The sequence below is a fragment of the Streptomyces sp. NPDC101165 genome, from assembly GCF_044768135.1.
GTDB lineage: Bacteria > Actinomycetota > Actinomycetes > Streptomycetales > Streptomycetaceae > Streptomyces.
Genome location: NZ_JBIWPG010000017.1, coordinates 41558 through 62778 on the forward strand (window position 1 = coordinate 41558; position 21221 = coordinate 62778).

Sequence of the window (21221 nt, forward strand, 5' to 3'; positions counted from 1 at the left end):
GGTCAGCGCAGCCCGGTCGAGCGGCGCAGCGCGGCCTGCACCAGGCGGTCCACCAGCTCCGGGTAGCCGATGCCGGTGGCCTGCCACATCTGCGGGTACATCGAGATGGGCGTGAAGCCGGGCATGGTGTTGATCTCGTTGATCACGAACTCGCCGTCCTCGGTGAGGAAGAAGTCCGCGCGGACCAGACCCTCGCAGGAGGCCGCGTCGAACGCCTCGACCGCGAGGCGCCGCACCTCGGCGGTCTCCTCGTCGGTGAGCGGCGCCGGGACGATGCCGGGCGTGGAGTCGATGTACTTGGCCTCGAAGTCGTAGTACGCGTGCGCGTCCGGCGGCGGGATCTCGGCCGGGACGGAGGCGCGCGGCCCGTCCGCGAACTCCAGGACGCCGCACTCGATCTCGCGGCCGCGCAGCGCGGCCTCCACCAGGATCTTCGGGTCGTGGCGCTGCGCCTCGGCGATCGCCTCGTCCAGACCGGAGAGGTCGTCGACCTTGGTGATGCCGATCGAGGAACCCGCGCGCGCGGGCTTCACGAACAGCGGCCAGCCGTGCTCGCCGGCGAAGTCGATGATCTTCTTGCGGGCCGCGGACTCGTCCTGCGCCCACTCGCGCGGCCGGATCACCACGTACGGGCCGACCTTGAGCCCGAAGGAGGTGAACACCCGCTTCATGTACTCCTTGTCCTGGCCGACGGCCGAGGCGAGCACACCGGCGCCCACGTACGGGATGCCGGAGAGCTCCAGGAGGCCCTGGAGGGTGCCGTCCTCGCCGTACGGGCCGTGCAGCACCGGGAAGACCACGTCGACCTCGCCGAGGGCCTTGGGCACGGAACCGGGCTCGCTGTAGACGACCTCGCGGCTGGCGGGATCGACGGGGAGCACCACGCCGCCCTCGCTCGACTCGGCCAGTTCCGCCACGTTGGGGGTCCGGCGGTCGGTGATGGCCATCCGCTCCGGCTCGTCAGCCGTCAGAGCCCAGCGGCCGTCCGCGGTGATGCCGATCGGCAGGACGTCGTACTTCGTCCGGTCGATGGCCTTGAGGACGGCGCCGGCGGTGACCACGGAGATCCCGTGTTCGGAGCTGCGCCCGCCGAACACGACGGCCACGCGCGGCTTGCGGGACGGCTGCTCAGGGCTCTGGGGGAGGTTCTCGGTGCTCATATGGCGTTGAGAGTACCCGTTGGTAGAGCCCGGATACAGCGTCGACTCAGGGGGTTCGCTCAGCGTCGCTCGGACTTCGCGCTGCGCGACATCAGCTCCTTCAGGGCGACCACCGGCGGCTTGCCCTCGTGCACGATGTCCACGACCGTCTCGGCGATGGGCATCTCCACACCGTGCCTGCGGGCCAGATCGGCCACGGACTCGCAGGACTTGACGCCCTCGGCCGTCTGCTTGGTGACCGCGATGGTCTCCTCGAGGGTCATGCCCTTGCCGAGGTTGGTGCCGAAGGTGTGGTTGCGGGACAGCGGCGAGGAGCAGGTGGCCACCAGGTCGCCGAGGCCCGCGAGGCCGGAGAAGGTCAGCGGGTCGGCGCCGAGCGCCATGCCGAGCCGGGTGGTCTCGGCGAGGCCGCGGGTGATGAGCGAGCCCTTGGCGTTGTCGCCCAGGCCCATGCCGTCGGCGATGCCGACCGCGAGGCCGATGACGTTCTTGACCGCGCCGCCGAGTTCGCAGCCGACCACGTCGGTATTGGTGTACGGCCGGAAGTACGGCGTGTGGCAGGCGGCCTGGAGCCGCTGGGCGACCGTCTCGTCGGTGCAGGCGACCACGGCGGCGGCCGGCATGCGGGCGGCGATCTCCCGGGCCAGGTTGGGGCCGGTGACCACGGCGATGCGGTCGGCGCCGACCTTGGCGACGTCGTCGATGACCTCGCTCATGCGCATGGTGGAGCCGAGTTCGACGCCCTTCATCAGGGAGACGAGCACGGTGCCGGGCGCGAGCAGCGGGGTCCACTCGGCGAGGTTGGCGCGCAGGGTCTGGGAGGGGACGGCGAGGACGGTGAAGTCCGCGTCCCGCAGGGCCTCGGCGGCGTCCGCGGTGGCGCGCAGGTTCTCCGGGAGTTCGACACCGGGCAGGTAGTCGGGGTTGGTCCGCGTCGAGTTGACCGCCTCGGCCAGCTCGGGGCGGCGGGCCCACAGGGTGACCTCGCAGCCCGCGTCGGCGAGGACCATGCCGAAGGCGGTGCCCCACGAGCCGGTGCCCATGACGGCCGCCCGGACAGGCTTGCTCACTTGCCGTGCCCTTCTGTCTGCTTGTCCTGCATGTTCTCCTGCACCTGCGGCTTCCCCTGCGCCTGGGTGCGGCGCCGCTGCTCCAGCCGCTCCTGGCGCGGGTCGTACGGCGTCGCGGGGGCCTTCTCGCCGCGGATCTCCTCCAGCTGGCGGGTGACGGCGGCCATGATGACCTCGGTGGCCTCCCTGAGGAGTTCCGGGGTCATCTCCTCGTCGTAGAAGCGCGAGAGGTCCACCGGCGGGCCCGCGAGGACCTGGTGGGTCTTGCGCGGGAAGAGGTGGGGCTTCTTGGCGTAGGGCGGCAGCAGTTCGTTGCAGCCCCACTGGGCGATCGGGATCACCGGGCACTTGGTCTGCAGGGCCACCCGGGCGGCACCGGTCTTGGCGGTCATCGGCCAGCCGTCCGGGTCGCGGGTGAGGGTGCCCTCGGGGTAGAACGCGACGCACTCGCCGCGCTCCACGGCCTCGATGGCGGCCCGGAAGGCGCTGAGCGCGTCCGTGCTCTCGCGGTAGACGGGGATCTGCCCGGTGCCACGCATCGCGGCGCCGACGAATCCCTTCTTGAAAAGTCCGCTCTTCGCCAGGAAACGCGGAACCCGTCCGGTGTTGTACTGATAGTGCGCGTACGCGAAGGGGTCCACGTGGGAATTGTGGTTGACCGCGGTGATAAATCCGCCGTCGGCCGGAATGTTCTCCATTCCACGCCAGTCCCGCTTGATCAGAACCACCAGCGGCGGTTTGCAGAGGACCGCTGCGAAGCGGTACCAGAACCCGATTCTGCGGCGGGACACGCGGACACCTTCCTCTAGAACTTGCTCGGGGCCCGGGGGCCGCACAAGTGTCGCCCCAGGCCGCCGGTCTGTCGAGAACACCGTACGCCCGCCCGTCCCCGACCACCGTCCTTCCAAGGAGCTGCGCGCCCCTCCCCGATCCCGGCGTGCCGGATGCCACGGGGGACAATGAGCGCGACAAGAGAGGGACGGTACGCCGGTGCAGTGGACCTTGGTCATCCCCCTGAAGCCTCTGGCGCGGGCCAAGAGCAGGCTCTCCGACACTGCAGGCGACGGGGTGCGCCCCGGCCTGGCCCTCGCGTTCGCGCAGGACACGGTGTCCGCGGCGCTGGCGTGTCCGGCGGTCGCGGATGTGGCAGTCGTCACGGACGACGCGCTGGCCGGCCGGGAGCTGGCGGCACTGGGCGCCCGAATCGTCCCGGACACACCGGCGAGCGGTCTGAACGCCGCTCTGGCGCACGGGGCGGCCGTCGTACGGGAAATGCGCCCCCGTGCCGCGGTGGCGGCCCTGAACGCCGATCTACCGGCTCTGCGCCCCCTGGAATTGTCCCGAGTACTGGCTGCCGCGGCCGAATTCCCGCGCGCCTTTCTCGCGGACGCGGCCGCCCTCGGCACCACCCTGCTGGCCGCGGCCCCCGACCAGGAATTGCGGCCCGCTTTCGGCGTGGATTCCCGGGTCCGCCACCGCGCCTCGGGCGCGGCGGAACTCGCCCTCACCGAGGTCGATTCGGTACGCCAGGACGTGGACACCGGCGAGGACCTGCGCGTGGCGCTGGCACTGGGCGTGGGCCGGCACACGGCGGCGGTGTCGGCGGGGTTACTGATTCCGGGGGCGTGAGGCGGCCGGTACAGGGGTGGGCGGGGGCGGGTTCCGCATGCCTGCGGCAACCGTGCAACCGACGGGACCGCGACTCCCTGGGGGCGCGGGGCTGTGTCGCTATGCGGCTCCGCCGCGTGGGCGCGACCAGCCACGACGAGCCCGCAGCCGACGGACGACCTCCGGCCCAACGGCGAACCGCCAGAGGCACTACGCTGGCCGTCATGCAGGCGACCGCATACACGTACGACTCCGAAACCCGCGCCGGGCAGGTGCTCCTCGACGACGGCACCCCCCTCCCCTTCGACGCTGCGGCGTTCGACGCGGGCGGGCTGCGGCTGCTGCGCCCCGGGCAGCGGGTGCGGATCGAGACGGAGGGTGCCGGAGACGGCCTGCGGATCACGCTGGTGACCCTGCAGACGCTCTGAGGCTTCTGAAAACGCCGCGGGCCGGGCTCCCCAGGGGAGTCCGGCCCGGCGCGTGAATGCCCTGGCGACTTACGACGCCTTGCGGGCAGTGGCCTTCTTCGCGGTGGTCTTGCGGGCCGTCGACTTCTTGGCCGGGGCCTTCTTGGCGGTGACCTTCTTCGCCGGGGCCTTCTTGGCCGTCGTCTTCTTCGCGGCGGCCTTCGCCGTGGTCTTCTTCGCGGCGGCCGTCGTCTTCTTGGCGGTGGTCTTCTTCGCCGTGACCTTCTTCGCCGTGATCTTCTTCGCGGGCGCCGCCTTCTTGGCGGTGACCTTCTTCGCGGCCGCCTTGGTGGTCTTCTTGGCCGCGGCCTTCTTGACCGTCGCGGCAGCCCCGCCGGTCAGGCTGCCCTTGGGCGCCTTCTTGACGGCGACCTCGCCGCCGCGCGGGAGCTTCTTCGAGCCGCTGACCAGGTCCTTGAAGCCCTGGCCCGCGCGGAAGCGCGGCACGGAGGTCTTCTTGACCCGAACCCGCTCGCCCGTCTGGGGGTTACGGGCGTAGCGGGCGGGGCGGTCCACCTTCTCGAAGGACCCGAAGCCGGTGACCGAGACCCGCTCGCCCGCGACGACCGCGCGGACGATGGCGTCCAGGACATGATCGACAGCATCGGCGGCCTGCTGGCGGCCGCCCATCTTGTCGGCAATCGCTTCTACGAGCTGCGCCTTGTTCACGTCTTCCCCTTCGGAGACATCGCCAGAACGAAAGTGTTCAAGCTTTTTCGCACGTTAGGCAGATATATACCGCAAATCAAACACGAAACGGGCTTATCACCCTTGTGCCGCAACGGACTCGGTGATCTCGGGCTGTTCAGCGGTCCTCGTCGGGGATCCGACCCTCGTCGAGGTCCTTGGTGAACCGCTCGAGCCGCCTTGCCGCATCGGCGATGTCGTGCTTGGCCGCGGCCGTAATGACCAGCAGCTTCCGGTTCAGCGCCATCCGTACGCCCTCCGGGACTTGCAGTGCGCGCACTCTTGTGTGCGCTTCCTTCAGTTGGTCCGCGACCGCCGCATAGAGCTCGAGTTGGCCGTCGTGTTCCATGCACAGATTGTGCCATCTGGGGCGAGTTGTCGCCTGCGCAGGGTATAACTGCCGCCTCAAACGGCCTTCCGGGCACTTGCCAAAGTCGCGTTCACAACACTCGCGTACCCCGGCAACAGCCTTCGTAACGTGGGGAGTTGAGCGGACCTGCGAGAACGCGCGGAGCCGTTCGGGTGCAGAAACGGCCGTACCCCCGATCGTGGCGATCGGGGGTACGGAGAGGGTGTTGAGGTGGCCGGATCTCGACCCGGTCGGGGACCTGGATCAGATCTGGAGCGTGCGCGGCTTGTAGCCCGGCCGCTTGGTCTCGTAGGCGGCGATGTCGCCCTCGTTCTGGAGGGTGATGGAGATGTCGTCCAGGCCGTTCAGCAGCCGCCAGCGGGAGTTCTCGTCCAGTTCGAAGGAGGCGGTGACGCCCTCGGCGCGCACCTCGCGGGCCTCCAGGTCGACGGTGATCTCGGCCTGCGGGTCCCGCTCGGTCAGCTCCCACAGCGCGTCCACGACCTTCTGGTCGAGAACCACGGTGAGCAGGCCGTTCTTCAGCGAGTTGCCCCGGAAGATGTCCGCGAAGCGGGAGGAGATCACGGTCTTGAAGCCGTAGTTCTGCAGCGCCCAGACGGCGTGCTCACGGGAGGAGCCGGTGCCGAAGTCGGGGCCGGCGACCAGGACGGTGGCGCTCTGCCGCTCGGGCCGGTTGAGGATGAAGGACTCGTCCTTGCGCCAGGCCTCGAAGAGCCCGTCCTCGAAGCCGTCCCGGGTCACCTTCTTGAGCCAGTGAGCAGGGATGATCTGGTCGGTGTCGACGTTGCTGCGGCGCAGCGGGACGGCCCGGCCGGTGTGGGTGATGAAGGCTTCCATGGTTCTCAGACTCCAGCGGGCGCAGGGGCGTCGGACAGGTCGGCGGGCGAGGCCAGGTGGCCCACGACGGCGGTCGCGGCCGCGACCTGCGGCGACACCAGGTGGGTACGGCCGCCCTTGCCCTGCCGGCCCTCGAAGTTGCGGTTGGAGGTGGACGCGGAGCGCTCACCCGGGGCCAGCTGGTCGGGGTTCATGCCGAGGCACATCGAGCAGCCCGCGTGCCGCCATTCGGCGCCGGCCTCCTTGAAGACCACGTCCAGGCCCTCGGAGACGGCCTGCAGACCGACCCGCGCGGAGCCCGGGACGACCAGCATCCGTACGCCGTCGGCGACTTTACGGCCGCGCAGCAGGTCCGCGGCGGCGCGCAGGTCCTCGATACGGCCGTTGGTGCAGGAACCTACGAAGACGGTGTCCACCTTGATGGAGCGCAGCGGCTGACCGGCCTCCAACCCCATGTATTCCAGGGCCTTTTCGGCGGCGAGGCGCTCCGAAGCGTCTTCGTACGAAGCCGGGTCGGGGACGGACGCCGAAAGCGGCGCGCCCTGGCCGGGGTTGGTGCCCCAGGTGACGAACGGCGACAGTTCCTCGGCCGTGATGACGACCTCGGCGTCGAAGACCGCGTCCTCGTCCGTCCTCAGGGTCTTCCAGTACTCGACCGCGGCGTCCCAGTCGGCGCCCTCGGGGGCGTGCGGACGGCCCTTGAGGTACTCGAAGGTGGTCTCGTCGGGGGCGATCATGCCCGCGCGGGCACCGGCCTCGATCGACATGTTGCAGATGGTCATCCGGGCCTCCATCGAGAGCTTCTCGATGGCGGAGCCGCGGTACTCCAGGATGTAGCCCTGGCCGCCGCCGGTACCGATCCTGGCGATGATCGCCAGGATCAGGTCCTTGGCGGTGACGGCGTCGGGCAGGTCGCCGTCGACCGTGATGGCCATGGTCTTCGGGCGGGCCAGCGGCAGCGTCTGGGTGGCCAGCACGTGCTCCACCTGGGAGGTGCCGATGCCGAACGCCAGCGCGCCGAAGGCACCGTGCGTGGAGGTGTGCGAGTCACCACAGACGACGGTGGTGCCGGGCTGGGTCAGACCCAGCTGCGGACCCACGACGTGCACGACACCCTGCTCGATGTCGCCCAGCGGGTGCAGGCGCACCCCGAACTCGGCGCAGTTCTTGCGCAGCGTCTCCAGCTGGGCGCGGGAGACCGGGTCGGCGATGGGCTTGTCGATGTCGAGGGTGGGGGTGTTGTGGTCCTCGGTCGCGATGGTGAGGTCGAGACGGCGCACCTGGCGACCGTTCTGACGCAGACCGTCGAAGGCCTGCGGGCTGGTCACCTCGTGCAGCAGGTGCAGATCGATGTAGAGGAGGTCGGGCTCGCCCTCGGCGCGCCGGACGACGTGGTCGTCCCAGACCTTCTCCGCGAGTGTCCTACCCATCGCTTTCCCTCCGGCCGGCAAACGTCCACCGGCCCAACTAGAGATCTTGAGGAAGCGGCGGCTGTGCCTTTTTAGGGGCCCCTGAAGTCGTGATTCCGGGTGTCCACCGCCAGGCCCGTTGGTCTGCGGGCCGCTGTGTGATTCCAGGGTGGCGCGTTCCACGGAAAATTGAACTTGCGTTTCACAGAGTGAGACGTGAGTATCGTTGCATGGACAACAGTAGCGGCGTCGGCGTTCTGGACAAGGCGGCCCTCGTCCTGAGCGCTCTGGAGTCCGGTCCGGCCACCCTCGCGGGTCTGGTCGGAGCCACCGGACTGGCAAGACCCACGGCCCACCGCCTGGCCGTGGCCCTGGAACACCACCGCATGGTGGCACGCGACATGCAGGGCCGGTTCATCCTCGGCCCGCGCCTCGCGGAACTCGCGGCGGCGGCCGGCGAGGACCGCCTGCTCGCGACGGCGGGCCCCGTGCTCACCCATCTCCGCGATGTCACCGGCGAGAGCGCACAGCTCTACCGACGCCAGGGTGACATGCGGATCTGTGTGGCCGCGGCGGAACGTCTGTCCGGACTGCGGGACACGGTCCCGGTCGGCTCCACGCTGACCATGAAGGCGGGTTCATCGGCACAGATCCTGATGGCCTGGGAGGAACCGGAGCGCCTGCACCGCGGCCTCCAGGGCGCCCGCTTCACGGCGACCGCCCTGTCGGGCGTACGACGCCGCGGCTGGGCCCAGTCCATCGGCGAGCGCGAGCCGGGCGTGGCGTCCGTCTCGGCGCCCGTGCGCGGCCCCTCCAACCGCGTGGTGGCCGCGGTGTCCGTCTCCGGCCCCATCGAGCGCCTGACGCGCCACCCGGGCCGTATGCACGCCCAGGCGGTCATCGACGCCGCGGGCCGCCTGTCGGAGGCCCTGCGCCGCTCGGGCTGACCCACCCGGACTCCGGAACACCGAGGAGGGCCTGCCTCAACGCCGCGGCAGGCCCTCCTCGCTTCCCGGGATCCCCCCGGTTCCCCCGTTCCCCCCGTCCCCGGTCAGCCGGTCTTCTCGGCCGCCGGCGCCTTCCCCGACCGGTGGGCGAACCGGTCCCTGGCGTACCGGCCCCGCTTCTCCAGGGGCACCTGTCCGTGCGCCGCCGCCAGTCCGTACGCCGGCATGTCGCCGTAGATCGCCTCGTACGACCCCTCGGGCACGACATACGTCTCGTGCCAGATGCCCACGCGCCCGCGCAGCTTCCCGTTCCGCTCCTTGCGGTTGAGCAGCGCCCAGGCCTTGTGGTGGAAGGCATCGGGAGCGGTGGCGTAGGCGTAGAGCTTCTCCTTGGACTCCCAGTACTGCACGACGTAGTACGAGCGCGGCGACTCGGTGAGCAGAACCTTGCTCAGCAGCCCCCGCCCCGGATCCTTCTCCAGTTCCCGCAGCATGCGGAGCATCGCCAGCATCACCGGCAGCCACTGGTGCACGGCCCAGAAGCGGTTGATGCGCATGCCGATCAGCAGGACGACGACATCGCCCTGCGCGTCTGCGGTCGTACGGGTCACCATGCGTTTCCCCTTGTCGGTGAGCGGCGCTATCCAATGCCTTGTGTTTGGATAGTGCCGTTATCCAAGAGGGAGCGCAAGAGATGCGGCTGGCCGAGTTGAGCGAGCGCAGCGGTGTGTCCACCGCGACGATCAAGTACTACCTGCGTGAAGGGCTGTTGCCGCCGGGCCGCCAGGTCAACGCCACGACGGCCGAGTACGACGAGGAGCATCTGCGCCGGCTGCGGCTGGTGCGGGCGATGATCCAGGTGGGCCGGGTGCCGGTGGCGAAGGTGCGCGAGGTGCTCGGGCACGTGGACGACGACTCCCTGGGCCGCTCGATCCGCCTGGGCGCGTCGCTGTGGGCGCTGCCGCAGCTGCCCGAGCCGGACGAGGACGACGAGTACGTCCAGGCCGCACATCAGGAGGTCGCCACGCTCCTGGACCAGCTCGGCTGGGAGAACGCCAAGCAGCTCTCGACCGTCTCCCCCGCGTACCGCTCGCTGGTGGTGGGGGTGGCCGCGTTCCGCCGGCTCGGCTACGACTGGGGGGCCGAACTGCTCGCACCGTATGCCGAGTTGATGCACCGGACGGCCGTCCTCGACCTGGACAACATGGAGACGCACGCGTCGGAGGCGGAGCGGATCGAGTTCGCGGTCCTGGGGGCGATCCTCAACGAGCCGCTGCTGCAGGCGCTGCACCGGCTGGCCCAGGAGGAGGAGACGACACGGCGGTACGGCTTCGAGTAGCCGACACCGGGCACGACGAAGGCCCTCCGCCGAAGCGAAGGGCCTTCCACTTGTACCCCCGACCGGATTCGAACCGGCGCTACCGCCTTGAGAGGGCGGCGTGCTAGGCCGCTACACAACGGGGGCCTGGACTCTGCGTTTCCGCAGGTCCGAGCTGGTCTACCTGGACTCGAACCAAGACTAACTGAACCAGAATCAGTCGTGCTGCCAATTACACCATAGACCAATGATGGTTTAGACCAGTCGTACCCCCGACCGGATTCGAACCGGCGCTACCGCCTTGAGAGGGCGGCGTGCTAGGCCGCTACACAACGGGGGCCCTAGCGATCTCAAGATGATCGAGATCAGTACCCCCGACCGGATTCGAACCGGCGCTACTGCCTTGAGAGGGCAGCGTGCTAGGCCGCTACACAACGGGGGCTTTGCAGATGAGCTCTGCGAGCTGGCCTACCTGGACTCGAACCAAGACTAACTGAACCAGAATCAGTCGTGCTGCCAATTACACCATAGGCCACTGGAACTCAAGCCCCTGAGGGGATCTCGTTCTAGTTCGCGCCTCCGGTTCCTGGCCTTTCGGCCCACTCTCCGGCGGCGCAGGAAGAACATTACCCGAAGGTGGACGGGGCTCCAAAACGGGTATCCGCACGGACGAGCGCCGGGAGTTCGGCGAGGGTCGAGATCCGGTGTGCGGCCACCGTGTCCGAGCCCTGCGCGTACACCCCGCCGCGGTCGATCCAGACGGACAGCAGCCCGGCCTCGGCCGCGCCCCGCCCGTCGATCTCCGGGTGGTCGCCTACGTACGCCACCTCGTGCGGGGGCAGGCCGAGAGCCTCGCAGGCCGCGAGGAACGCGCCGGCCTCCGGCTTGGAGACGCCCAGCTCGGCGGCGCACAGCAGGCTCTCGAAGCGGTCGCGCAACCCGAGGGCGCGCAGCTTGTGCTCCTGCACCGTGAGGCTGGAATTGGACAGCACCCCGTGCCGGTGGCTGCCGGCGAGGGCGTCCAGGGCGGGCAGCACGTCCGGGAACAGGCTCCAGGCGGCCTCGTAGTGAGCGATGTAACGCCGGAACCAGACGTCGGCCTCGGCGTCGGACAGCTCCTGCTCCAGGAAGACCCGTACGCGGTCGCGTCGCTGCCCCTCGAAGGACACCTCCCCGGCCGAGAAGCGCGCCCACTGCTGATCGGTGACCTGCCGCCACCGCACGAGCGCCTGCTCCGGACTGTCGTACCCGGAGAGCAGGCCCTCCGCCGCCAGATGGGCCCGCATGCCCTCGCGGTCCGCGGTCGTGTAATCGAAGAGGGTGTCGTCCACGTCCCACACGACGGCTCTGATCGTCATGGGACCGACAGTACCGTCGCACGGCTGGGGGCTCGGGGGTCATCCCCCGACGGATGCGGCGTCGAAGAGGGTGTCGTCCACGTCCCATACGACAGCTCTGATCGTCATGGGACCGACAGTACCGTCGCACGGCTGGGGGCTCGGGGGTCATCCCCCGACGGATGCGGCGTCCGCGCGCCGTCAGCCGAGGGTCATCGTGCCGGTCAGGGCCAGGGTCCTGCCCTGGCCGTCGCGGGGCCGGGCGGTGAGCTTCCAGGTGTACCTGCCGGACCCGGCACCGCGCCGCTGTCGGTCCTGCCGTCCCAGGACGGGCGTACGGCCGCTCCCGTGGAGGCGCCGGTGAGCGTGCGCAGGACCTTGCCCGAGGGCGTGGCGAGCGTCAGGGTCCAGGTGGACGGCTTGTTCAGCTGCCACACCGGCGACCACGGGATCGACGTGCCGATGACGGACGGCGAGGAGACCTGCGCCTCCATCTGCGCGAGCGGCGAGGTGGGGACGCCGCTGGGGACGATCGCCACCTGGCCGTAGGTCGCGGTGAGGTAGGCGATCTGGCCGCCGAAGCGGTCCACGGCCCAGCGGCCGTTGCTGCCGCCGGTGTTCTGGTCCGTCCTGGGCAGGACGGCCACGGTGCGGGTGTGCGCGGTGCCGGTGTGGACGTCGGTGAGCCGCAGTTCGTGCGTGGTGCGGTTCTCGCGCACCAGGAAGCCGTCGGCGAGGCGGGCCGGGGAGGGGCCGGCGGGGACCGGGATGTTCCGCTTGGCCGCGCGGTCGTAGACCCCGGCCGGGCCGGCGGATCCGCAGCTCCAGTAGAGCCAGGTGTTGACGGCCTGGATGTCGGTGGGCATGCACGGGGCGCCGGTGGCGACGGTGGTCGTGGTCCGGCCGGTCTTCAGATCGCGGCCGGTGATCGACCCCTTGGCGCTGCCGGGCGTCCACAGGACCTGGCCCCAGACGGCCGCGGTGGTGCGGCCGCGACTGAGCGCGACCGTGCCGGACGTGGCGCCGCCCGGGAAGTCGACGGTCTTCTGCACGCCGGGCGCACCGCCGTTGTAGAGCACGTAGCGGCCGGTGCCGCCGGCGATGCGGCCGCGGGCGTCGCCCGTCGGCACGCTCGGCAGATCGCCGGTGTCGTAGACGCTCTCGATCACCGACTCCTGGCCGGAGTGGTCGGTGAACAGGAAGGCGACCCGTCCGTCGCCGAGAGCTTCCATCTGCGGGCAGGCGGCGTCGCCCGTGAGACAGGTCGGGGCGGCCAGCGCGCGGCTGCGCCGGGTCTGCGGTCCGGCCGGGCGGCCGGCGGCGTCGAGCGCGAAGCCGAAGAACCGGTGCCCGTTCCCCTCCCGGCCGTCCAGGAACAGCTCGCCCCCGGCGAGGGCCAGTCCCTCCACCCGGATCCGGTCGGCGGGGATCTGGGCCACCTTCTCGGTGGCGGTCCCGCCGTCCGCGGTGGGGGTGATGCGGTGGACGTTCCAGTCGAGGCTGGACGGCCCTGCCGTGGCGAGCGCGCCGCCGTCCGGGGTCGCGGTCATCCCGCCGGAGGAGTCCGCGAGGACGGTGCGGGTCTCGCCGGTGGTCAGCGAGCGGGCGGTCAGCGCGGGCTTGGTGCCGGCCTGGACGAAGGTCGGGTTGCCGATGAGGAGCTGGTCGCCCACGACGGCCACCGGCTCGGCGTCCCAGCGGGTGAGCCCGGTGGGTTCGGTGCCTGGGGCCGCGTCGGTGCGGATGTACTTCCAGTCGGCGACCAGCCAGCGGTCGTTGAAGCGCACCGTCGGGGCGGCGTCCACGCCCGTGACGTAGGTGCGGAAGGTGCCGTCGCGCAGGTCCACGAGCCCCACGGAGGTCGTGCCGTCCAGGGTGTAGACGATCGCGACGCGGCTCACCGAGCCGCCCGGGACGTAGTCGGTGGGCCGGGCGCCCGCGGGCAGCCCGGTCACCGGAAGGTCGGTGGTGGAGCCGCCGGCCGCGGCGCGCAGCACGTGCGGGGTGCCGGATGCGTCCTCGGTGAGCACGCTCCAGCCGGACGTGGTCGCATAGGTCTGACCGGCCGGGATCGGGACGGTGGCGGTCACGCCCGTGGAGCGGTGCTGCTGCGTGACCTCGGCACCGTTCCTGGTGCTGACCACGTCGGTGCCGGTGGCCAGGTCGTTCGGGCCGGCGTGCGCGGGCGGGACGAAGCCCGGGTAGCCCACCCAGGTGCCGAAGCTCACCTCGGTCCGGGGACGCCACTGGAAGCCGGACGCGCCCGTCCACAGGTAGTCGACGTGGGTCGGCTGCTCCGACCTGAGCGTGACGGTGCCGGACGGCGCCACGGCGGCCGGCCCTGCCTGCGCGGGCGCGGTCGCCGCGGCGCAGGTCAGCGCCACTGCTCCGGCGACGACGGCCGTGGCCAGTCTTCGGACACGGATCGCTTCGCCTCGCGAACGGGTCACGTCCCCCACCCCTGAACATGCTGCGCATGCACATCACGCGCACAGGGAGCATCCAACGTCGGTTCGGGAAGCGGCACTTGGCCGCCGGGGTGAACGCCGGACGACGGCTCGGTGGACGCACGGAGGGCGGCGCCCGAACCGGACGCCGCCCTGTCTCAGCCGTGTTCTCCGAAGAGACGCCGTACGAGGAGTCGCTACGCGGAGAGCTTGGTCAGCGCCGCGTCGATACGGGCCAGCGTCTGCTCCTTGCCGAGCACCTCGAGGGACTCGAACAGGGGCAGGCCGACGGTGCGGCCGGTGACGGCCACGCGGACCGGGGCCTGGGCCTTGCCGAGCTTGAGGCCATGGGCCTCGCCGGCGGCCAGGACGGCCTCCTTGAGGGCCTCGGCCGACGTCCAGTCCGCCGACTCCAGCTTCTCGCGGGCCGTGCGCAGCAGGGCGTCCGAGCCCTCCTTCATCGCCTTCGTCCAGCTCGCCTCGTCGAAGACCGGCTCGGCGAGGAAGAGGAAGTCGACGTTGTCGGTGATCTCGGAGAGCACCTTCAGCCGGGTCTGGGCGTGCGGGGCGATCGCCTGCCACTTGGCCTCGTCGAAGTCCTCCGGCGCCCAGGGGGCGAACGGCGCCTTCAGCCAGGTGCGGCAGCGCTCCGTGAACTCCTTCACATCCAGCATGCGGATGTGGTCGGCGTTGATCGCCTCGCACTTCTTGAGGTCGAAGCGCGCCGGGTTGGGGTTCACATCGGCGATGTCGAAGGCGGCGACCATCTCGTCGATGCTGAAGATGTCCTGGTCGGCCGAGAGCGACCAGCCGAGCAGCGACAGGTAGTTGAGCAGGCCCTCGGGCAGGAAGCCCTGCTCGCGGTAGAGGTTGAGGGACGACTGCGGGTCGCGCTTGGAGAGTTTCTTGTTGCCCTCGCCCATGACGTACGGCAGGTGACCGAAGGCCGGCGTCTGCTTGGCGATGCCCAGCTCGGTCAGGGCCTTGTACAGGGCGACCTGGCGCGGGGTGGAGGAGAGCAGGTCCTCGCCGCGCAGGACGTGGGTGATCTCCATCAGGGCGTCGTCGACCGGGTTGACCAGCGTGTACAACGGGGCGCCGTTGGCGCGGACGATGCCGTAGTCCGGGACGTTCTCCGGAGTGAAGGTCAGCTCGCCGCGGACCAGGTCCGTGAAGGTGATCGTCTCGTCGGGCATCCGGAAGCGGACGATCGGGGTGCGGCCCTGGGCCGTGTACTGCTCCACCTGCTCGGCGCTCAGGTCACGGCAGTGGCCGTCGTAGCCGGACGGCTTGCCGGCGGCGCGGGCGGCCTCGCGGCGGGTGTCCAGCTCCTCCTGGGAGCAGTAGCAGTGGTAGGCGTAGCCGGCGTCGAGGAGCTTCTGGGCGACGTCCTTGTAGAGGTCCATGCGCTGCGACTGGCGGTACGGCGCGTGCGGGCCGCCGACCTCGGGGCCCTCGTCCCAGTCGAAGCCCAGCCAGCGCATCGCGTCCAGCAGCTGGTTGTACGACTCCTCCGAGTCGCGGGCCGCGTCGGTGTCCTCGATGCGGAATACGAATTGAGCACCGCTGCCCTGGTGGTGCCGGGCGAACGCCCAGTTGAACAGGGCGGTGCGGACCAGGCCCACGTGGGGGTTACCGGTGGGCGAGGGGCAGAAACGTACGCGTACGGGAGAGCCGGATGCGCTAGCCACGCTTGACAACCTTGTTGGTGAGAGTGCCGATGCCTTCGATGGTGACGGCGACCTCGTCGCCGACGTTCAGGGGGCCGACCCCTGCGGGGGTGCCGGTGAGGACGACGTCGCCGGGCAGCAGGGTCATGGCCTCGGAGATGTTGACGATCAGGTCCTCGATGGAGTGGATCATCTCGCTCGTGCGGCCCAGCTGGCGCTGTTCGCCGTTGACCGTGAGCTGGATGGTCAGGTCGTTCGCGCGGTCGAGGTCCAGGCCCGTCTCCACCCAGGGGCCGAGCGGGCAGGAGGTGTCGAAGCCCTTGGCCCGGGCCCACTGCTTCTCGCGCTTCTGCACGTCGCGGGCGGTGACGTCGTTGGCGCAGGTGTAGCCGAAGATCACGTCCTTGACGCGCTCGCGCGGCACCTCGCGGCACATGCGGCCGATGACGACGGCCAGCTCGGCCTCGTGGTGCAGCTCCTGCGAGAAGGACGGGTACTGGATCTCGTCCCCGGAGCCGATCACCGAGGTGGACGGCTTGAAGAAGGCGAACGGGGCCTCGGGCACCTCGTTGCCCAGCTCCTTGGCGTGGTCGGCGTAGTTGCGGCCGAACGCCACGACCTTGTTGGGGAGGACCGGCGGGAGCAGTCTGACCTTGCTCAGCGGCACCTTCGTCCCGGACAGCTCGTAGTCCGCGAACGGGATGCCCTTGATGATGTCGAGGACGAGTTCGTCCTGCTTCTCGCCCTCGACCGCGCCGAAGGCTACGTTCCCGTCGATGGAGAACCTGGCGATGCGCACGGGATCCTGCGCCCCTCACTGAGTACCGGCGTACTGACGCCCCAGGTTAACCGGTCGCGTCCCCCGCGTTCGGGAAGGCGGCGGACGCCGAGGACGAGCGCGGCCCGGAAGATCGTCGTACCTGCGACGATCTTCCGGGCCGCGCTCGACGTGCGGGTGCGGTGCCCCCTCGGCTACTCGCCGGCCGCGACCGCCGCGGCCACCGGGATCTCCATGAGAACCGTGCGCCTCGGGTTCGCCGTCTGGGCGGGAAGGTCGACGGAGTGCTCCGGCAGCTCGGGCGTCTGCAGTTCGTCGGCGTCCTCGAGGTGCGCCAGAGTCGTACGCCGCGGGTTGGCTATGTTGCGGAACATCATCGTCGTCTTCACCGTTGTATGTCCTGTGGCCTCGTGTCGGAGTTGGCAGAGTCGCCCATCTTGTAAAGCGCCAGGCTAAACATGCGATTCCCCGCCTCAGACATGAACTGCCCATGATCTGCATGTGAGTTTGCTCACGAATCCACGGGCAAACCGGTCAATTCCGGCCGACAACTCTCCCCGCCGAAACGGACATTGACCCCCTGAAGCAGTCATTCCGCTCCTGATCATGGCGACTGGGACACGTGACACCAGGGGGTGATTCGCAGGGATCTGTCGACTTTGCCCTGGATCGCGGTCCACAGTCGGTAATTCTTACCCCACAGTCCGTCACATAGGTCACAGCTCGGGACACGGCTCTTGTTGGAGATCCGGCACTGTGCTGGAATTCCACGGACCGCCGCGGGATCGAGCCGGCGCGCAGGGGCGCAACGCAGCGCCGAGTGGCGGCGAGATAAGGGGGAACCTGCGCCGGTCACTCCAGACCACTCGGAGAGCGCATTCAGGGCGTTCTCCAATACGCCGACACCGTGTCCCTCCGTTCAACCGGAGGGGTGCCTGGTCCAGAGGTTGCGACGCTAGTGCAGGGACGTTTCAAGAGGGATGGCAGCGCTTCGGCGGAGCCGGAGGCGCACGGCAGGACCGACCGCGGCTCCACGCCCCAGCACGCCCAGATCCCGGGCCCGGCCCCGTCCGGAGACAGCGGTGAGCGCCCCGGGCGCCCCGGCACGTCCTCCTCGGCGGGCCCCAAGAAGACCGGGAACCCCACCCCGACCGCGAAGCCCTCCCAGGGCCCGACCGGCCCCGGTTCGCGCGTGGCCCTGCGCAACTGGCGCATCTCCACGCGTCTGGTCTCGCTGCTCGCGCTCCCCGTGGTGGCGGCCACCTCGCTGGGCGCGCTGCGCATCGACCAGAACATCACCGACATCCAGCAGCTCGACAACATGAAGCTGCTGACGGAGATGACCAAGCAGGCCACCGAGCTGGCCCAGGCGCTCCAGGACGAGCGCGACCAGTCGGCCGGTCCCCTGTCCCACGGCCTGAAGTCGACCGACTACCAGATCAAGGGCTTCCAGGACAAGACCGACCGGGCCCGCGAGAACTTCCTCAACTCCTCCGAGGAGATCGACGAGGCGAGCAAGAACGGCAACCTCCAGGGCGTCCGCGACACCCTGGTGAGCCTCGCCAACCAGCTGGACGACCTGGCCAAGATCCGCCGGTCCGCCTACCAGGCGAAGGGCAACTCGACGCAGACCGTCGAGTCGTACCACCGGCTGATCACCCAGCTGGTCGACCTCTCCCAGGCCATGGCCGAGGCGTCCAGCAACCCCGAGATGATCACGCGCACCCGCGCCCTGGCGGCCTTCTCCAGCGCCAAGGAGTACGCCTCCGTGCAGCGTGCCGTCATCGCCGCGGCGCTGACCACCAGCGGCAACACCAAGGGCACGCTCTCCTCGAACGACCGCCTCTACGGCCAGTCGGCGTACGAGAGCGAGAACTCCGAGATCGCGATCTTCCGGAAGATCTACAGCAGCCAGAACCCGGACGAGCTGCTGAAGCCGATCGAGGAGAACAACCCGACGATCCAGGGTGCCGACCTCTACGCCAAGCGGACCTTCGAGTCCCCCACCGGCCTGGACGGTCTGCCGCCCCGCTCGTACCGCGACTGGGTGGACGACAGCACCACCAAGATCGACCAGATGAAGAAGATCGAGCACACGCTGCTCGAGGACATGGAGCAGAAAGCCCGCGAGCTGCGCAGCGCCTCCGAGCGCGACGCGATCATCTCCGGTGCGCTGATCCTGATCGTCCTCGGCATCTCGCTCGTCGGCGCGTTCGTCGTGGCCCGCTCCATGATCCGCTCGCTGCGCCGTCTGCAGGAGACCGCCACCAAGGTCGCCCAGGACCGCCTGCCCGAGCTGGTCAAGCAGCTGTCCGAGTCCGACCCGCAGGACGTCGACACGTCCGTGGAGTCGGTCGGTGTGCACTCCCGGGACGAGATCGGCCAGGTGGCCGCGGCCTTCGACGACGTGCACCGCGAGGCGGTCCGCCTCGCCGCCGAGCAGGCCCTTCTGCGGGGCAACGTCAACGCGATGTTCACCAACCTCTCGCGCCGCTCCCAGGGCCTCATCCAGCGTCAGCTCTCGCTCATCTCCGAACTGGAGTCCCGCGAGGCCGACCCGGACCAGCTGTCCTCCCTCTTCAAGCTCGACCACCTCGCGACGCGTATGCGCCGTAACGGTGAAAACCTCCTCGTTCTCGCCGGTGAAGAGCCCGGCCGTCGCTGGACCCGCCCGGTCCCGCTGGTCGACGTGCTCCGCGCCGCCGCGTCCGAGGTGGAGCAGTACGAGCGCATCGAGCTGGCCGCCGTGCCGACCACCGAAGTGGCCGGCCGCGTGGTCAACGACCTCGTGCACCTCCTCGCCGAGCTGCTCGAGAACGCGACCTCGTTCTCCTCGCCGCAGACCAAGGTCAAGGTCACCGGTCACGCGCTGCCCGACGGCCGGGTGCTGATCGAGATCCACGACACCGGTATCGGCCTCTCCCCCGAGGACCTCGCGGCGATCAACGAGCGGCTCGCCTCGCCGCCCACCGTGGACGTCTCGGTGTCCCGCCGCATGGGTCTGTTCGTGGTCGGTCGTCTGTCCCAGCGCCACGGCATCCGCATCCAGCTGCGCCCCTCCGACTCCGGTGGCACGACCGCGCTGGTCATGCTCCCCGTCGACGTCGCCCAGGGCGGCAAGAAGCCCGCGGGCAAGCCCGGCGCCCCCGCGACGACCGGTGGTCCGGCCGCCGCGCAGGCCGCGGCCGGTGCTGCCGCCGCCCGCCGCGGCGGCAACGGCTCGGGCGGTGCCCTCGGCGGTGCCCCGTCCGGCGGCCTCCTCGGCGCCGGTTCGCCCCCGCGTGGCCAGGTCGGCTCCGCCCAGGGCCCCCGGGCCGCGCTGCCCGGCGCCGGCCAGGGCGGCCGTCCCGGTGCGCCGGGTGGCGCGCGTGGTCCGCAGGGTCCGGGTGCCTCGCAGCAGGGCCGGCAGACACCGACCGGTGCGGGTACGGGCGGCTTCGGCGGTGCGAGTGCCACCCAGGGCCTGCAGTCCGGGGGCCTCGGCGGATCGCAGCAGGACAGCTTCGGTGGCCGTGGTCCGGCGCAGCCGCGCGGTGGCGCGGGCGCTGCCGACCAGGGCCGTCAGCCGCAGCTTTCGCCGCGCGGCGGTGCACGGGCCGAACTGCCCGGCAGCAACCCGCCCCCGCGCACCCAGGACTGGAGCGACAACGCCCAGGCCCCGCTGTCACGCGCCTCGCTGGACACCCCGCGCGGCCATGACGAGCAGGACCCGGCACAGACCTCGCGCATGCCGCACGTCGACGACCGGCAGGGCCCGGGGGCGACCGCCGAGATACCTCGCATCGACGCGCAGGGCCCGGCCGCCACGGGCGAGTTCCCCCGCCCGGACTTCGGCGCCGGCAGCTCCACGGGTCAGTTCCAGCGTCCCGGCACCCAGCAGGGCAACGGCCAGTACGGCCAGCAGGACAACAACGGGTTCGTCCGCCCCGACGTGTACGGCACCTCGGCGCCCGGGCAGCAGGCCCCGCAGAGCACCGGCCAGTTCGCGGCCCCGCAGGCCTACGACGCCGGTTTCGACGGCAGCTCCACCGGCCAGCACGCGCTGCCCGGCAGCCCGGGCCAGAGCCCGGCGAGCACCGGTCAGTACGAGCGGCCCCAGCAGGGCAACCGCGGCGACTTCGGCGCCTCGCGCCCGCCGGCCCCGCAGCAGCGTCCGGCCCGCCGGGAGCCGGAGGCACTGCCGCCGGCCACCGGTCCGGTCGACGGTCGTACCCCGCTGTACGACACGCTGGAAACCAACTGGTTCCACGGCACCCAGCCGGAGCGGCAGCCGGACAACCCCCCGGCTCCGTCCTCGGCACCGCAGCAGCAGGCGCCCGCGCCTGCTCCGCAGCGCTCTCCCGCCACCGGCTCCTGGCGCACCTCGCCCAACGACGAACTCGTTCGGCAGGCGGAGCGCGTCCGGCAGCCCGCGGCGGGTGGCATCACCACCTCCGGCCTGCCGCGCCGGGTGCCCCGGGCGAACCTCGTCCCGGGCACGGCTCAGCAGCAACAGCACCAAGCCGGTCCGCAGGTCTCGCGTGCGCCTGACGACGTACGCGGCCGGCTGACCAATCTCCGTCGGGGTATCGCACAGGGTCGTCAGGTCGGCAACGGCCAGACCGGCAGCTACCCGAACCCCACTCACCAGCAGGAGCGTTAGTTGAGTCCGATGAGCCAGGCGGCACAGAACCTGAACTGGTTGATCACCAACTTCGTGGACAACACCCCCGGGGTGTCGCACACGGTGGTGGTCTCCGCCGACGGCCTTCTGCTGGCGATGTCCGAAGGTTTCCCGCGGGACCGCGCCGACCAGCTCGCCGCCGTCGCCTCCGGGTTGACCTCCCTCACGGCCGGGGCGTCCCGGATCTTCGAGGGCGGCAACGTGGCACAGACGGTCGTCGAGATGGAGCGCGGTTTCCTCTTCCTGATGTCCGTCTCGGACGGGTCGTCCCTCGCGGTCCTGGCCCACCCGGAGTGCGACATCGGCCTTGTCGGCTACGAGATGGCACTGCTCGTCGACCGCGCGGGTGCGGTACTCACCCCGGACCTGCGCGCCGAACTTCAGGGCAGTCTGCTCCACTGACCCGCCCCGGCACCACCCACCTCACAAAAACACCGTCCGGCCGCCACAATC

At 70.4% G+C, this 21221-nt stretch carries 19 protein-coding genes and 5 tRNA genes; 6 read left to right on the forward strand and 18 right to left on the reverse strand.

What is annotated here, in order from left to right; translation table 11 throughout:
* Positions 1 to 2 precede the first annotated feature (2 nt).
* The 3 genes from ACIRVH_RS31905 to ACIRVH_RS31915 are packed head-to-tail and all read right to left on the reverse strand — an operon-like array spanning position 3 to position 3021.
* Entirely contained in the window at positions 3 to 1160 is a 1158-nt protein-coding gene (locus ACIRVH_RS31905) for a D-alanine--D-alanine ligase family protein (protein ID WP_403960361.1), read from the reverse strand.
* 59 nt (positions 1161 to 1219) lie between these two features.
* Complete coding sequence (locus ACIRVH_RS31910) at positions 1220 to 2230, reverse strand: NAD(P)H-dependent glycerol-3-phosphate dehydrogenase (RefSeq protein WP_403960363.1); 1011 nt, start codon at positions 2228 to 2230, stop codon at positions 1220 to 1222.
* Positions 2227 to 3021, reverse strand: coding sequence for a lysophospholipid acyltransferase family protein (locus ACIRVH_RS31915; RefSeq protein ID WP_403960365.1), 795 nt, complete (start codon positions 3019 to 3021; stop codon positions 2227 to 2229). Before ACIRVH_RS31915 ends, ACIRVH_RS31910 begins: the two co-directional genes overlap by 4 nt.
* A 199-nt stretch (positions 3022 to 3220) precedes the next feature.
* Between ACIRVH_RS31915 and cofC the strand changes: the two genes are divergently transcribed.
* Together cofC and ACIRVH_RS31925 are read left to right on the forward strand one after the other, a co-directional pair.
* Positions 3221 to 3859, forward strand: coding sequence for a 2-phospho-L-lactate guanylyltransferase (gene cofC / locus ACIRVH_RS31920; RefSeq protein WP_403960368.1), 639 nt, complete (start codon positions 3221 to 3223; stop codon positions 3857 to 3859).
* Positions 3860 to 4062: 203 nt separating this feature from the next.
* Positions 4063 to 4266 carry a hypothetical protein gene (locus ACIRVH_RS31925; protein ID WP_403960370.1) on the forward strand — a complete coding sequence of 68 codons (204 nt, stop codon included), beginning with the start codon at positions 4063 to 4065 and terminating at the stop codon, positions 4264 to 4266.
* Positions 4267 to 4335: 69 nt separating this feature from the next.
* On the opposite strand, the gene ACIRVH_RS31930 is transcribed toward ACIRVH_RS31925, so the two are convergent.
* From ACIRVH_RS31930 to leuC, 4 genes are all read right to left on the reverse strand, one after another.
* Positions 4336 to 4974 carry an HU family DNA-binding protein gene (locus ACIRVH_RS31930; protein ID WP_403960372.1) on the reverse strand — a complete coding sequence of 213 codons (639 nt, stop codon included), beginning with the start codon at positions 4972 to 4974 and terminating at the stop codon, positions 4336 to 4338.
* A 136-nt stretch (positions 4975 to 5110) separates the two neighbouring features.
* Positions 5111 to 5341, reverse strand: coding sequence for a hypothetical protein (locus ACIRVH_RS31935; protein ID WP_386576520.1), 231 nt, complete (start codon positions 5339 to 5341; stop codon positions 5111 to 5113).
* A 264-nt stretch (positions 5342 to 5605) separates the two neighbouring features.
* Entirely contained in the window at positions 5606 to 6199 is a 594-nt protein-coding gene (leuD, locus tag ACIRVH_RS31940) for a 3-isopropylmalate dehydratase small subunit (RefSeq protein WP_403960375.1), read from the reverse strand.
* A 5-nt stretch (positions 6200 to 6204) separates the two neighbouring features.
* Positions 6205 to 7629, reverse strand: coding sequence for a 3-isopropylmalate dehydratase large subunit (gene leuC / locus ACIRVH_RS31945; protein WP_403960377.1), 1425 nt, complete (start codon positions 7627 to 7629; stop codon positions 6205 to 6207).
* A 209-nt stretch (positions 7630 to 7838) separates the two neighbouring features.
* Between leuC and ndgR the strand changes: the two genes are divergently transcribed.
* A complete protein-coding gene (gene ndgR, locus ACIRVH_RS31950; RefSeq protein ID WP_145883474.1) occupies positions 7839 to 8555 on the forward strand; it encodes an IclR family transcriptional regulator NdgR in 717 nt (238 codons plus the stop codon).
* 104 nt (positions 8556 to 8659) lie between these two features.
* Here the strand turns inward: ndgR and ACIRVH_RS31955 are convergent, their stop codons facing one another.
* Positions 8660 to 9169, reverse strand: a complete 510-nt coding sequence (locus tag ACIRVH_RS31955; RefSeq protein WP_403960380.1) for a DUF4188 domain-containing protein — start codon at positions 9167 to 9169, stop codon at positions 8660 to 8662.
* Positions 9170 to 9249: 80 nt separating this feature from the next.
* Between ACIRVH_RS31955 and ACIRVH_RS31960 the strand changes: the two genes are divergently transcribed.
* Complete coding sequence (locus ACIRVH_RS31960; RefSeq protein ID WP_403960382.1) at positions 9250 to 9894, forward strand: MerR family transcriptional regulator; 645 nt, start codon at positions 9250 to 9252, stop codon at positions 9892 to 9894.
* 53 nt (positions 9895 to 9947) lie between these two features.
* On the opposite strand, the gene ACIRVH_RS31965 is transcribed toward ACIRVH_RS31960, so the two are convergent.
* From ACIRVH_RS31965 to ACIRVH_RS32010, 10 genes are all read right to left on the reverse strand, one after another.
* Positions 9948 to 10020, reverse strand: a tRNA-Glu gene (locus ACIRVH_RS31965).
* A 28-nt stretch (positions 10021 to 10048) separates the two neighbouring features.
* Positions 10049 to 10120 (reverse strand) — tRNA-Gln (locus tag ACIRVH_RS31970).
* A gap of 20 nt (positions 10121 to 10140) precedes the next feature.
* A tRNA-Glu gene (locus ACIRVH_RS31975) sits at positions 10141 to 10213 on the reverse strand.
* A gap of 29 nt (positions 10214 to 10242) precedes the next feature.
* Positions 10243 to 10315, reverse strand: a tRNA-Glu gene (locus ACIRVH_RS31980).
* A 21-nt stretch (positions 10316 to 10336) separates the two neighbouring features.
* Positions 10337 to 10408: transfer RNA gene (locus tag ACIRVH_RS31985), tRNA-Gln, on the reverse strand.
* 91 nt (positions 10409 to 10499) lie between these two features.
* Positions 10500 to 11231 (reverse strand): HAD family hydrolase, encoded by a 732-nt coding sequence (locus tag ACIRVH_RS31990; protein ID WP_403960384.1) that lies wholly within the window; start codon positions 11229 to 11231, stop codon positions 10500 to 10502.
* Between the two features lie 203 nt (positions 11232 to 11434).
* Positions 11435 to 13660 carry a hypothetical protein gene (locus tag ACIRVH_RS31995; protein ID WP_403960387.1) on the reverse strand — a complete coding sequence of 742 codons (2226 nt, stop codon included), beginning with the start codon at positions 13658 to 13660 and terminating at the stop codon, positions 11435 to 11437.
* A 194-nt stretch (positions 13661 to 13854) separates the two neighbouring features.
* Positions 13855 to 15348, reverse strand: coding sequence for a glutamate--tRNA ligase (gene gltX / locus ACIRVH_RS32000; protein ID WP_403960390.1), 1494 nt, complete (start codon positions 15346 to 15348; stop codon positions 13855 to 13857).
* Entirely contained in the window at positions 15341 to 16126 is a 786-nt protein-coding gene (locus tag ACIRVH_RS32005; RefSeq protein WP_403960393.1) for a fumarylacetoacetate hydrolase family protein, read from the reverse strand. Before ACIRVH_RS32005 ends, gltX begins: the two co-directional genes overlap by 8 nt.
* Before the next feature lie 173 nt (positions 16127 to 16299).
* Complete coding sequence (locus ACIRVH_RS32010) at positions 16300 to 16494, reverse strand: hypothetical protein (protein ID WP_386576537.1); 195 nt, start codon at positions 16492 to 16494, stop codon at positions 16300 to 16302.
* 569 nt (positions 16495 to 17063) lie between these two features.
* Here ACIRVH_RS32010 and ACIRVH_RS32015 point away from each other — a divergent pair.
* Both ACIRVH_RS32015 and ACIRVH_RS32020 read left to right on the forward strand, forming a co-directional pair.
* Positions 17064 to 20747 carry a nitrate- and nitrite sensing domain-containing protein gene (locus tag ACIRVH_RS32015; RefSeq protein ID WP_403960396.1) on the forward strand — a complete coding sequence of 1228 codons (3684 nt, stop codon included), beginning with the start codon at positions 17064 to 17066 and terminating at the stop codon, positions 20745 to 20747.
* Positions 20748 to 20756: 9 nt separating this feature from the next.
* A complete protein-coding gene (locus ACIRVH_RS32020) occupies positions 20757 to 21170 on the forward strand; it encodes a roadblock/LC7 domain-containing protein (protein WP_003973453.1) in 414 nt (137 codons plus the stop codon).
* The last annotated feature ends 51 nt before the right edge of the window (positions 21171 to 21221 follow it).